Origin of the sequence: Sphingomonas sp. KC8, from assembly GCF_002151445.1 — a bacterium.
Taxonomy (GTDB): Bacteria; Pseudomonadota; Alphaproteobacteria; order Sphingomonadales; family Sphingomonadaceae; genus Sphingomonas_E.
The window spans coordinates 1-12,318 of the sequence record NZ_CP016306.1; the positions used below are offsets into that span (position 1 = coordinate 1).

The 12,318-nt window shown below is 65.2% G+C and carries 12 protein-coding genes; 6 read left to right on the forward strand and 6 right to left on the reverse strand.

The annotated features are described in order from the left end of the window. Positions 1-39 precede the first annotated feature (39 nt). Positions 40-1,434: a chromosomal replication initiator protein DnaA gene (gene dnaA / locus KC8_RS00005; RefSeq protein WP_029624482.1), complete on the forward strand. Its 1,395-nt coding sequence runs from the start codon at positions 40-42 to the stop codon at positions 1,432-1,434. An 84-nt stretch (positions 1,435-1,518) separates the two neighbouring features. Here the strand turns inward: dnaA and KC8_RS00010 are convergent, their stop codons facing one another. The 4 genes from KC8_RS00010 to secB form a co-directional block, all read right to left on the reverse strand. Beyond that, positions 1,519-2,157 (reverse strand): DUF4136 domain-containing protein, encoded by a 639-nt coding sequence (locus KC8_RS00010; protein WP_010125161.1) that lies wholly within the window; start codon positions 2,155-2,157, stop codon positions 1,519-1,521. Positions 2,158-2,413: 256 nt separating this feature from the next. After that, complete coding sequence (trpS, locus tag KC8_RS00015) at positions 2,414-3,418, reverse strand: tryptophan--tRNA ligase (protein ID WP_029624483.1); 1,005 nt, start codon at positions 3,416-3,418, stop codon at positions 2,414-2,416. Further along, the gene (gene murJ / locus KC8_RS00020; protein ID WP_010125164.1) at positions 3,418-4,980 is read right to left on the reverse strand and encodes a murein biosynthesis integral membrane protein MurJ; all 1,563 of its coding nucleotides are present in this window, start codon (positions 4,978-4,980) and stop codon (positions 3,418-3,420) included. The genes trpS and murJ overlap by 1 nt, the downstream gene beginning before the upstream one ends. Positions 4,981-5,005: 25 nt before the next feature. Beyond that, entirely contained in the window at positions 5,006-5,515 is a 510-nt protein-coding gene (gene secB / locus KC8_RS00025; protein ID WP_010125165.1) for a protein-export chaperone SecB, read from the reverse strand. Positions 5,516-5,697: 182 nt separating this feature from the next. Between secB and KC8_RS00030 the strand changes: the two genes are divergently transcribed. The 4 genes from KC8_RS00030 (at position 5,698) to KC8_RS00045 (ending at position 10,024) form a co-directional block, all read left to right on the forward strand. Then, complete coding sequence (locus KC8_RS00030; protein WP_010125166.1) at positions 5,698-6,345, forward strand: Tim44/TimA family putative adaptor protein; 648 nt, start codon at positions 5,698-5,700, stop codon at positions 6,343-6,345. Continuing rightward, on the forward strand, positions 6,342-7,649 hold the full coding sequence (gene mltA, locus KC8_RS00035; protein WP_010125167.1) for a murein transglycosylase A: 1,308 nt from the start codon (positions 6,342-6,344) through the stop codon (positions 7,647-7,649). The genes KC8_RS00030 and mltA overlap by 4 nt, the downstream gene beginning before the upstream one ends. Then, positions 7,624-8,208 carry a Smr/MutS family protein gene (locus KC8_RS00040; RefSeq protein WP_010125168.1) on the forward strand — a complete coding sequence of 195 codons (585 nt, stop codon included), beginning with the start codon at positions 7,624-7,626 and terminating at the stop codon, positions 8,206-8,208. The genes mltA and KC8_RS00040 overlap by 26 nt, the downstream gene beginning before the upstream one ends. 121 nt (positions 8,209-8,329) lie before the next feature. Then, a complete protein-coding gene (locus KC8_RS00045) occupies positions 8,330-10,024 on the forward strand; it encodes a putative bifunctional diguanylate cyclase/phosphodiesterase (RefSeq protein ID WP_010125169.1) in 1,695 nt (564 codons plus the stop codon). 1 nt (position 10,025) lies between these two features. Here KC8_RS00045 and dapE read toward each other — a convergent pair whose 3' ends face one another. Then, complete coding sequence (gene dapE, locus KC8_RS00050; RefSeq protein ID WP_010125170.1) at positions 10,026-11,147, reverse strand: succinyl-diaminopimelate desuccinylase; 1,122 nt, start codon at positions 11,145-11,147, stop codon at positions 10,026-10,028. A gap of 47 nt (positions 11,148-11,194) precedes the next feature. On the opposite strand from dapE, the gene KC8_RS00055 reads away from it, so the two are divergent. Continuing rightward, a complete protein-coding gene (locus KC8_RS00055; RefSeq protein ID WP_029624484.1) occupies positions 11,195-11,644 on the forward strand; it encodes a cupin domain-containing protein in 450 nt (149 codons plus the stop codon). 6 nt (positions 11,645-11,650) lie between these two features. Here the strand turns inward: KC8_RS00055 and KC8_RS00060 are convergent, their stop codons facing one another. Further along, positions 11,651-12,316 carry a glutathione S-transferase family protein gene (locus KC8_RS00060; protein WP_037495952.1) on the reverse strand — a complete coding sequence of 222 codons (666 nt, stop codon included), beginning with the start codon at positions 12,314-12,316 and terminating at the stop codon, positions 11,651-11,653. Between the last annotated feature and the right edge of the window lie 2 nt (positions 12,317-12,318).

Consider the following 12,318-nt stretch of genomic DNA (forward strand, 5'->3'; position numbering starts at 1 on the left):
GTGACCGCAGCCGCTTCGCTTCTGCCTTCGAATGATATGATGCCGGCTGATTCGGGTCCGTCGCCTTTCGAGGCTGCCTGGGACGCGATTCGCACAAGCCTGCGCCGCACCTGTGGCCCGCGCACTTTTGATGGCTGGCTGAAGCCAGTCACCCTGATCGATTTCGACGCCGCCGACGCGACGATTCGCCTGGCCGCGCCATCCGATTTCATGGCGAACTGGGTTTCGACGCATTTCGCCGAACAACTGCTGCAGGCGTGGCGGGCGATGCTACCGCAGGTGGCGCGCGTGACGATCGTTGCGGATACATCGCGCGCGGCGCTGTTTGATGCGGCCGAGCCGGCATCCGCGCCCGCCGTTGCAGCCGCACCCGAACCGGCCCCGGCCGAGCCGGAAGCCGTGGCGATCGCGTCGCACAATTTCGAGGCGCGCTACAGTTTCGATTCATTCGTCGTCGGCAAGGCCAACGAGATCGCCTACAATGCCGCGCGCACGCTGGCCGAAGGCGGGACGATGGGGTTCAACCCGTTGTTCCTCCATGGCGGCACCGGCCTGGGCAAAACCCACCTGATGCACGCCATCGGCCAGGAGTTTCTGGCCCGCCAGCCGGGCGCGCGCGTGATCTACATGTCGGCCGAGAAGTTCATGTACGAGTTCGTGGCCGCGATGCGCGCCAAGGACACGCACAGCTTCAAGGCGCGGCTGCGCGCCGCCGACGTGCTGATGATCGACGACGTCCAGTTCATCGCCGGCAAGGAATCGACCCAGGAAGAATTCTTCCACACGATGAACGAGATCATTTCGGCCGGCCGCCGACTGGTCATCACCGCCGATCGCAGCCCGCAGGATCTGGAAGGGATTGAAAGCCGCATCCTGTCGCGCCTGTCATGGGGGCTTGTGGCCGACGTCAACCCGGCCGACTTCGAACTGCGCCTGAACATCATCGTCAAGAAGCTGGAGGCGATGCCGCAGGCGCATGTGCCGCAGGACGTGGTGTTGTTCCTCGCCCGCCGGATCAGCGCCAACGTGCGCGAACTGGAAGGCGCGCTGAACCGGGTGGTGGCTTATTCGCTACTGTCGGGCCGCCCGATCGACATGGAGTTCACGCAGGAGACGCTGGCGGACATGCTGCGGGCCACGCAGCGCCGGATTACCATCGATGAAATCCAGCGCCGCGTGTGCGACCATTATCGCATCAAGCAATCCGAAATGTCGTCAGCCCGCCGTGCGCGCGAAGTGGCGCGTCCCCGCCAGGTGGCGATGTACCTGGCCAAGCAACTGACGCCGCGCTCGCTGCCGGAAATCGGCCGGCGATTTGGCGGGCGCGATCACACGACGGTGATCCACGCGGTCAAGCAGATCGAAAAGCTGCGCCAGACGGACGCGGAACTGGATGCGGATGTCCGCTTGCTGATGCGCCAGCTGGAAGGCTGATCACCCGATCCCGGCAAAAGAAAGGCCCCGTCGTCACCGACGGGGCCTTTTCGTATCAGCGTCCGGTGATACCGGTGTGCTGCCTTAGCCTTTCTTGGGCGGTGGGATGGTGATCCGCACTTCCTCGCCCGAACGGCCGGGGAAATTGGTGAACATCGCTTCGACCAGATTGGGCACGAGGATGGACAGATTGTCCGTCGTCGAACGGGCCTTGGCCTTGCCTTCGAACACGCGCTGACCGCCCGGGCCGTTGATCGTCATGTCGAGATAGCTGGTGTAATAAGTGTAGCTGTCGATTTCCGGATAACCCCAGGGATCATACCAGAAGGGATCGTTCCAGCCGTAGTAAAAGGCCGAGCGATACCCCCAGCGGCCATAGGGGCGACCCCATCCGCCATAGCCGAAGCCCGGCCGGGTCACGACCTTTTCCTTGCCGCTGTCCACGCCATAATCCAGCGTCACGGTGAGCGTCGCGCTGCCGCTATCGGCCGCGGCGGTATAGCCCTGCGCGGTCAGCCGCTGGGCGACAAGGCCCGCATATTGGGCAAATTCCAGTCCGCCTTCGTTGCGCGGGCTGGCGGCCCGGATCGTGAAGGTCTGCCCCTGTGGCGCCGGCATGGCCTGGAAACGCGCGACATCTGCACGGAACGGGGTGGCGCAGGCGGAAAGCGCCAGCATCGCCACCGCCGGAGCAATGATGAAGATCCGTCTCGAAAGCGACATGGTTGGCGACCTCACAAGGGACTGATGTCCCACAGACTATAACAACAGCCGAGGCTCGCATAGCCGGGCTGAACATGTGTTGAACGCACGGCGAACATGCCGGTTGCGTAAGGGTTGGAAGGCGCGGCCGTGGCTCACCATGTGGGGCAGTGGCCTATAGGGGGGGTGACCACGCCTTCCATTGAACATGACGGAGCCGGCACGCGACAACCTTGATCGCGGGCCGGCAAGGCGTGCAATTTCGCCCCGGCGTGGATCAGCCCCGCAGGCCCATCGCCTTGTAGGTGGCCTCCAGCGTCGGTGCCGCCGCTTCGCGGGCACGCGTGGCGCCGACGGCGAGGAGCCGATCCAGTTCGGCCGGATCGGCGCGCAGCGCATCCAGACGCGCCTTCACCGGCCGCAGCGATTCGGCGAGCAATTCGGCCAGCGCCGGCTTGAACGCGCCGAAACCCTGGCCGGCATAGCGCGCCAGCACCTGCGGGACGGTTTCATCCGACAATGCGGCGTAGATACCGATGAGGTTGCGGGCCTCGGGCCGGTCGGCCAGTTCTTCCGCCGTTTCCGGCAGTGGGGCCGGATCGGTCTTGGCCTTGCGCACCTTCTGGACGATCAGATCGGCATCGTCGGTGAGGTTGATGCGGCTCATGTCCGACGGGTCGGATTTGGACATTTTCGACGTGCCATCACGCAGGCTCATGATGCGCGCGGCGGCCGGCGGGATGATCGGTTCGGGTAGGGTGAACAGTTCGACATCGAAATCGGTGTTGAACTTGGTCGCCACATCGCGCGCCAGTTCCAGATGCTGCTTCTGGTCCTCGCCCACGGGAACATGGGTCGCCTGATAGAGCAGCACGTCCGCCGCCTGCAGCACGGGATAGGCGTACAGGCCGACCGATGCGCCTTCGCGATTCTTGCCCGATTTTTCCTTGAACTGGGTCATCCGGTTGAGCCAGCCGATGCGCGCGGTGCCGTTCAGCAACCAGCACAATTCGGCATGGGCTGGCACATCGGCCTGGCTGAACAGGGTGGAACGCGCCGGATCGATGCCGGCCGCGATCAGGGCAGCGGCCATTTCGCGGATATTGGCGCGCAACTGTGCCGGATCGTTATGGACCGTGATCGCGTGCAGCGAGGCCAGGAAGAACAGGCATTCATCGCCCTGGCCCAGACCATCCTGCATCCGCACCCAGTTACGGATCGCCCCGAGATAATTGCCGAGGTGGAGGTTGCCGGTGGGCTGAATGCCCGAGACGATACGCATCATGCTTCCTTCTTCTTGCGGCTGCGCAGCAGCACCCGCAGGCCTTCCTTGTCCATGCCGCCGAACAGATAAGCGGCGACGAAATATACCACGCCGCCAACGCCGACGAGCGCCGTGACTGACACCATCCGCTGGCCGACCGAACCGGCGAACCAGTCCGCGAACAGCATCCGCAGGCCCCACAATATGGCCATCATCAACAGGCCGGCGGCGATCTGGCGGGCAATCCGACCCCACAGCCAGCCTTCGATGCGGAAATGGCCGCGCGCCCGCAGGATGACATAGAGCATCACGCAATTGAGCCACGAACAGGCCGCGATCGCGAAGGCCAGTCCGTAAATACCGAACAGCGGGATCAGCGCGAAATTGAGGACGACATTGGCGATCAGCACGATCGCCGCGGTCTTGACCGGGGTCTTGGTATCTTGCCGCGCATAGAAGCCGGGGGTGATGACCTTGACCAACACATAGGCCGGCAGGCCGGCAACGATGATGGCCAGGACATTGCCCGTCACCATCGCATCCTGTGCGGTAAACTTGCCCCCCTGGAACAGGGCCGCGCATAACGGCCCGGCAACGACGGCGAGCGCAAGCGCGGCGGGCAGGCACAGCAGCATCGACAGTTCGACCGCCTGACCCTGCACCTTGGCGGCTTCATCCGGTTCGCCCTTGCTGATGAAGCGGCTGATCTGCGGCAGGATCGCGGTGCCCAGCGCAGTGCCGATGACCGACAAGGGCAACTGGTTCAGGCGATCCGAATAATTGAGATAGGACATCGACCCTTCGGGCAGCCTTGTGGCGAAGAAGGTGTCGATGAGCTGGCTGATCTGATAGACGCCGGCGCCCAGCGTGGCCGGAATGACGACGACGAAGAACTGCTTGACGCCCGGTGTGATTTTCGGTCGCCGCAACCGCAGCGAAACCCCGGCCTTGCGCGCGGCGAACCACAGCAGGACGAGCTGCATCACGCCGCCGACAGTGACGCCGACGGCCAGCGCATAGGCCGTTTTCACCCCGCCATCGGGCACCAGGATCAGCGCCATCAGCATCGCGACGTTCAGCAGCGCCGGCGCGAACGCAGCAGCGGCAAACTTGGTCAGCGAATTGAGCACGCCCGAAAAGAGCGAGACGAGGCTGATCAGCAGCAGATAGGGAAAGGTGATCCGGCTCAGCGAGACGGTGAGCGCGAACTTGGCCGGTTCATCGGTGTAGCCCGATGCGATTGCCCATACGAACAGCGGCATCGCCACTTCGAACAGCAATGTGAACAGGAACAGGGTGGGCAGGAAAACCGCCAGCACCTCTTCCGAAAATTTCTTGGCGTCCTCGATCCCGCCTTCGCCGTGGAACCGCTGGCTGAACAGCGGCACGAAGCCGGCGGAAAACGCCCCTTCGCCGAACAAGCGGCGGAAGGTGTTGGGCAGGCGGAACGCGACCAGGAACGCGTCGGCGGCACCCGACGCGCCCATGATCCGCGCCATCAGCATTTCGCGCGCGAAACCGAAGATACGGCTGACCATCGTCAGCCCGCCGATCGTGCCGATCGCCTTGACAAGGTTCATGCGCGGATGCCGTTTTTCGCTGGGATCAGGCTTCGCCAGCCGTTTCGCCGGATTGAAGCGCCTGGGCCTGCGCCTGCTGCTGCATGTACAGACCGCCAAAATCGATCGGTTCGAGCAACAGCGGCGGGAAATTGCCGTCGCGCACCGCATCGGCCAGCACGCGGCGGGCAAACGGGAACAGGAGGCGCGGTGCTTCGGCGAGCAGGAACGCCTGCATCTGATCCTGCGGAATGTTGCGCAGGCCGAAAAGGCCGGCGTAAAGCAGTTCCGCCTTGAACGCGACGCCCTGTTCGGCCGTGGCCGTCACTTCGATCTTCAGCGCGACTTCATGGACGTCCTCGCCCAGCGTGTCGGCGCGGATGTTGAACTGCACGTCGATCTGCGGCTGGCCCTGCCATTGATAGACGGCCGGCGCGTTCGGGTTCTCGAACGACAGGTCCTTCACATATTGGGCGATAAGCCCGACCTGAGGCATGGTGTCCTCGCCATTCGCCAACGTTTCGCCCGCGTTCACGAAACCTTCGTTTTCGGCCATCCGGATGTCGCCTTCTGATTTTATGGAATGCGCCGCGCGACTAGCAGGCGCGAAGGGGCAGGGCAATGGCGGCCATATCCGGACACGATCGAACCTTGCGGCCGGTGCTGCCCCGGAAACCGCCATTTGAAACATTCGTGCCACATCCCTATGTAGCGACGGACAAGTGTAGCGGAGGTCCGGTGGAAACGATCATTATCCTGGCGTTGGTGTTCGTCTTCGTTGCGATGAGGCTTTATAGCGTCCTCGGTCGCCGGACAGGACATGAGCAGCCGATCGCCAAGCCGGTCGAAGCCCAGCCGAGCGCGGCTCCGGTCACCCGGTCGCGCGCCGATGTGCCTGCCCAACCGGTTGCCGCCGAACCCGCGATCGACGCGCAGGCCCATGAAGGGATTCGCGCGATCGTCACCGCCGACCCGGCCTTCGACGTCACCGCCTTTCTGGGTGGCGCGCAGGCGGCTTACCGCCTGATTCTCGAAGCGTTCTGGAAGGGCGATAGCGAGGAACTGGGCCGTTATGTCGATGATGGCGTGCGGGATGATTTCACAGCGGCGATCCGCCAGCGCGAAGCCGCCGGCGAAGTGGTGGACAACCGCCTGATCGCGATCGAGCATGCGGTGATCGAACGCGCCCGGCTGGATGGCCAGATGGCGATCATCACCGTGCGTTTCGACGCCGATATCGCGGCCGTGACGCGTGACGCCGAAGGCAATGTCATCGCCGGATCGCTGAGCGACGCCGTGCCGACGCATGATGTGTGGACGTTCAGCCGTCATGTGCGCGCCGACGATCCCAACTGGATCCTGATCGAAACCGACGAAGCCGCGTGACCCGCCTTTCCCTGGCGGGAACGCTGGCCGGCGCCCTGGCGCTGGCCGGCTGCGTCGGCCCCGCGAATCCGCCGCCATCCATGTCCCGGCCGCCGGCCGTGCGTCCGACGCCGCCGCCATCCGGTGCGCCCGTGTCCAGCCCCACACCGGGGCCGGTGCGGGGCGCGCGCGCGGCATTGCCGCCCGCACCGGCGCCTCTTGCGACACCACCGGCGGGCACCACGGCCGCCCAACAGGGTGTGCGGGCTGGCCCCGCGGTCGCGTCGCTGGGCATCACGCAGGCCGAGGCGCGCACCGCGCTTGCGGCGTTCCGGACCTCGTGCCGGTCGCTCGTCCGCCGGACGGACAATAGCGGCCTGACGCGCGGGGCGGACTGGCAACCGGCCTGTGACGCGGCGATCGGCTGGGTCGACAATGACGCGCCGGCCTTCTTTGCACGCTTTTTCGAAACCGCGATCGTCGGCGACGGCAAGGCGTTCGCCACCGGCTATTATGAACCCGAGATCAAGGGATCGCGGACCCGCCGGGCGGGTTATGACGTACCGATCTACGGCCGGCCGAGTGATCTGGTCGAGGTCGATCTCGGCCTGTTCGCCGATGACCTGAAAGGCCGCCGGATCCGCGGGCAGGCCAAGGATGGCAAGCTGATCCGCTATCCGGATCGGGCCGAAATCATCGGCGGGGCGATCACCGATAAAGCGCCGATCATCGCCTGGGCGGCCGATCCGGTCGAAATGTTCTTCCTGCAGGTGCAGGGATCGGGCCTGCTCGAACTGCCCGATGGCGGCGTCATGCGGGTCGGCTATGACACGCAAAATGGCCGCGACTATACCGGAATCGGGGCGCTGATGCGCGATCGCGGGCTGCTCCAGCCCGGTCAGTCGTCGATGCAGGGGATCATGGCGACGTTGCGGGCAATGCCCGATGGCGGCGCCGCGATCATGAACGAGAATAAGAGCTTCATCTTCTTTCGCGAACTGTTCGGCCCCGGCCCCCTGGGCGCGATGGGCCTGCCGGTGACGGGACGCACCACGGTGGCCGCCGATCCGGCGTTCGTGCCGCTGGGGGCGCCGGTGTTTCTGGCGCTCGATCGGGTTGAGGCGACCGGATTATGGGTGGCGCAGGATACGGGTGGCGCGATCAAGGGCACAAACCGGTTCGATACATATTGGGGTGCCGGCGACGATGCCCGGCGGGTCGCGGGTGGCATGTCCGGACGGGGCAATGCCTGGCTTTTGCTGCCGACCGGAACGGTGGCGCGCTTGAACGGGGGCGGCAATGGCGGGGCCACGCCGCGGCGCTAAGGGCCTTGATGCGGAGGAGCGCGCCCTCTGGCGCAAGGTAATCGCGACGGTCCGGCCGATCGATCCCGCACGCATGACGCGGGCGCTGGCCGAGGCGGTCGATGCGCCGGTGGGCAAAGGTTCGCCGCCGCCACCCGGCAAGCCTGCGCGCCCGGCCAGGCCTGTTCCGATCGCGCTGGAGAAAAGCCAGCCCGGCCGCGTGGCCCGGCCCCCGGAGGCGGCACCCGATACGCTCGACGGCGGATGGGATCGCCGGCTACGGCGCGGCATCGTCGCCCCGGACCGGACGATCGACCTGCATGGCCACACATTGACGAGCGCGCACGCCGCGCTGGACGCGGCCCTGGCGAGCGCGATCGCCGCTGACGCGCGGCTGTTGCTGGTCGTCACCGGACGGCCCCCACGGCCGGGCTCGCCCGGTCGCGGCCTGATCCGCGCGGCGATCGGCGACTGGCTGGGTGCATCCGGCTGGTCGTCGCGTATCGCCGCTGTCCGTAACGCCCATCCACGCCATGGCGGGGCCGGGGCGCTGTATGTGATCTTGCGGCGGCGGCGGTGACAGCAAGGGCCAATCCGGACTATTGCCGCCCAATTGGCGACGTTTCGTTAATGTAATTATGCCAGGAAGATGCCGCGTCCACTGAATCGGGCGCGGTAGAGAAGGGCGGATTACGGCTGCGATGGAAGGACTATCGCTAAAAAGCCGGGCTGTGGCCTTCGCCCTTTGTGCTGGCGCGCTGGTGTTCATCCTCGCGTTGTTCGCCGGCGCTGGCAGTTCTGTCGATCCCAAGAATATTCTGGCTTCGCTGGTCGTCGCGATGATCTGTGGCGTGATGAGCTGGGGTTCGGCCGAGCGGGCGATTTCAGGTGTTGCCGAAGCCGTCGATACGCTTGCCGTGCGCATTCGCGGGGCGGCCGATGGCGATCTGATTTCACCAACCCCCGAACAGGTGCGCGAGGCGCTGCCCGAACTGGCCGAAGCCATGGATGGCCTGTTTGCACAGGTGCGCGCCAATTTCGACAGCGTGCACGCCTTGGCGATGTTCGATCCGGTGACGCAATTGCCCAACCGCGTGAATTTCCGCCGAACCGCCGAACGGCTGCTGGCGCGGCGCGAACCGCAGGCGATGGCGGCATTGCTGTTCATCGATCTCGACCGGTTCAAGTTCGTGAACGATAGCCTGGGGCATGCTTGCGGCGATGAGGTTCTGGCGATGGTCGCCGCGCGGCTGCGGCAGGTTGCCGCGCGTTCCGAAGCGGACGGCGAGCGGGCCACGAATGAACCGGCGCCGGTGATTGGCCGTCTGGCGGGCGACGAATTCACCATGTTGTTCCCGGTCGTTCGCAACATCGATCATGCCGAGCGGCTGGCCCGCCGGGCGCTGTACGCCTTGTCCGAGCCGCTTGTCGTGGCGGGGCAGAATATCGAAATCGGGGCGTCGATCGGCCTCGCCATCGCGCCGGACCATGGCACGAGCCTGCCCGATCTGATGCGCGCGGCGGATATTGCGATGTACCATGCCAAGGCCGAAGGCCGGCGGCAGGTGCAATGTTTCAACGCCGATCTCGATAAAGCGGCGGACCAGCGCCTGCGGCTGGAACGCGAATTGCGACGGGCGATTGAACGCGACGAGTTCCAGCTCGTCTTCCAGCCGCAGGTGCGCATTCCCGGTCGCCAGGTCGTTGCGGTTGAAGCGCTGTTGCGCTGGCAGCACCCGGAGGATGGCGTGCGCATGCCGGCGTCGTTCATTCAGGCGGCTGAGGAATGCGGCCTGATCTGCGAAATTGGCGATTGGGTGATCCAGCGCGCGCTGAAGACGCTGGCGCGCTGGCATTCCGCCGGGCTGGACCAGCGCATCACCATCAATGTCAGCCCGCGCCAGATCGCGCAGCCGCATTTCTTCACCCGCCTGCGCGCCCTGATGGCTGAAACCGGGGCGCCCACGCACCTGCTGGAACTGGAGATCACCGAGACGCTGGCCATGGAAGGCAGCGATGCCGTGCTGGCCGGCATGGCCGCGCTACGCCAGCAAGGCGTGATGATCGCCATCGATGATTTCGGCACGGGCTATTCCAATCTGGCGCGCATGAAGATGATGCCGGTGGATCGGGTCAAGCTGGACCGCAGCCTTGTCCATGATGTCGCGCATTCGGCGGAAGCGCGCATCCTGGTGCATTCCGTGATCGCGCTGATCCATGGCCTGGGGTTCGACGTGGTGGCCGAAGGCGTCGAAGATCGCGATCAGATGGATGTCCTGCGCGCCATCGGCTGCGATGCCGTTCAGGGGTTCAGCATCGCCCACCCGATGGACGAAATAAACTATCTGGCGTGGATGGACGGCGGCGGCCTGGATCAGCAGCGCGCATTCGCCTGAATCAGGCCAGGGCGTGGGTGATTATATCGGCATAGATGTCGGTAAGCGTGTGAAGATCGGGAATCGCCACTGCTTCGTCCAGCTTGTGCATGGTGGCGTTGCACAGTCCAAATTCGACAACCGGGCATAGTTTGGACAGGAACCGCGCGTCCGAAGTGCCGCCGCTGGTGGACAGTTCGGCCTCCAGCCCGGTCGCGCGCCGGATGGCATCGCCGACCAGCGTCGACAACTGGCCGGGCTCGGTCAGGAAGGCTTCGCCCGATATCTTGGCTGTGAGCGTGCCGCGCGGGGCGTGGGCGGCAACCACCGCGCGAACCCGCTCGACGAGTTCGGCACCGGTTTGTTCGTCGTTGAAACGGATGTTGAGCCGCGCGCGCGCCGTCGCCGGGATGATGTTGGTTGCCGGATTGCCGACGCTGATATCGGTGATTTCCAGATTGGATGGCTGGAACCAGCGATTGCCGGTGTCGAGCGTCCAGCCGCTGACCTCATCCAGGATGCGGACCAGATGGGTGATCGGGTTATCGGCAAGGTGCGGGTAAGCGACATGGCCCTGTGTGCCGGGCACGTCGATCCACATGTTCACCGATCCACGCCGGCCGATCTTGATGGTGTCGCCCAGCCGCGCGGATGAGGTGGGTTCGCCAACAAGGCACAGATCGGGGCGGATGCCACGTTCGGCCATCCAGTCCATCAAGGCGAGCGTGCCGTGCGAGGCGGGGCCTTCCTCGTCGCCGGTGATGATCAGGCTCAACGTGCCGCGATGATCGGGCACGCGCGCGGCGGCGGCGATGAAGGCGGCGACCGCGCCCTTCATGTCGACCGCGCCACGGCCGTGCAGCAGATCGCCGCGCACGACGGGCAGGAACGGATCGCTCGCCCAGCCTTCGCCCGCGGGGACGACATCGCTATGGCCGGCAAAGGCGAAATGCGGGCCACCGTCGCCGCGCACCGCAAACAGGTTGCGCACCGGGCCATCGGGCGGCCCGCCGGCCCAGAAGCTATGGATGGTGAAGCCGATCTGCTCCAACACTTCGGCGATCACGTCCAGCGCCCCGGCATCGGCCGGAGTGACACTGGGACAGGCGATAAGGCGGCTGGTGAGCGCAACTGGATCGATCATGTTCGATCGCCTAGCGATCTGGCGCGCTTTTGCATATCCTCTGCGCCATGCCCAAGCTCGAACTTGATGCCTTTGCGATCACCAGCCGGACCGGCTATCCCGAACCCTATGCCGCGGCGGTGGCGGGGCGCGCTTATCGGCGCCTGGGGCCGCAGGCCGGACTGGAGGATTTCGGCGTCAGCCACGTCCGGCTCGATCCGGGCGGGTGGTCCAGCCAGCGGCACTGGCACGAGGAGGAGGATGAGTTCCTCGTCATCCTGTCGGGCGAGGCGGTGCTGGTGGAGGATGACGCCCGCACCCTGCTGCGCGCAGGCGATTGCGCGGCCTTCCCCAAAGGCAGCGGCAATGGTCATCACCTTGTCAATGAGAGCCGGGCACCGTGCCTGTTCGTGGTGGTCGGGCGCAAAGCCGCCAGCGACTGCCATTATCCCGATATCGACCTGCACCTCGACGGGCCAACCCAAACCTATCGCCACAAGGATGGCCAGCCCTGGTAGGGGCTATCATTCCACCGGCGGTTCGAACTTTTCGATCACCCATGGTTCGGCATTCGCGTCGGCCAGCCATGCCTGCATGAAGGGGTGGGTAAGCACCGTTTCCATATAGGGGTGCGCGAAGCGGGGCACCGGGATCGAATAGGTGATGAACCGGGTGACGACCGGCGCGAACATGATGTCGGCCGCGCCGAATTCGCCGAACAGGAAGGGGCCGGTGCCACCGAAACGGGCGCGGGCCTCCGCCCAGAGCTGGACGATGCGAATCACGTCCTGGCGTGTGCCCTCGCTCAATTCGCGCGGGGGGAAGCGCTTGCGCACGTTCATCGAATGCTCGCGCCGCAGGCTGGCGAAGCTCGAATGCATTTCAGCGGCCATCGATCGGGCCATCGCCCGTGCGGCATCGTCGGCTGGCCAGAAACGATCGCGGCCAACCTTGTCGGCCAGATATTCGATGATCGCCAGGCTGTCCCATACCACGACATCGCCGTCCCACAGGATCGGCACCTTGCCCGAGGATGGGGCAAATTCATCGCCTTCGCGGCGTTTGTCCCAATCCTCGTCATAGAGGGGGACGACGATTTCCTCGAACTCCAGTTCCGACTGGCGCAGGGCAAGCCAGCCGCGCATCGACCAGGAGGAATAGGCCTTGTTGCCAATGAAGAGCTTAAGCATGG